Annotated in this window: 1 pseudogene; it reads left to right on the plus strand. The window is 58.3% G+C overall.

Features of this window, described 5'->3' with window-relative positions:
- Positions 1–39 precede the first annotated feature (39 nt).
- A pseudogene (locus NR126_RS28685) lies at positions 40–271 on the plus strand (hypothetical protein); the annotation flags it as partial.

The following is a 271-nucleotide window of genomic DNA, read 5'->3' on the forward strand; positions in this document are numbered from 1 at the left end:
TTCGCGAGCAGGCTCGCTCCTACAGTGGATCTGCGGTGCATGCAGATTTTGCGATCGGCCACGGAAATTGTGGGAGCGAGCCTGCTCGCGATGGACGTCAACGACAACGCGTGCATTCAGAATGCACGCAGCGGTCTCAGGTTCTTCGCGAGCAGGCTCGCTCCTACAGTGGATCTGCGGTGCACGCAGATTTTGCGATCGACCACGAACATTGTAGGAGCGAGCCTGCTCGCGATGGACGTCAACGACAACGCGTGCATTCAGAATGCAC

The organism is Pseudomonas sp. Pse1 (assembly GCF_024519635.1).
In the GTDB taxonomy this organism is placed as follows: Bacteria; Pseudomonadota; Gammaproteobacteria; order Pseudomonadales; family Pseudomonadaceae; genus Aquipseudomonas.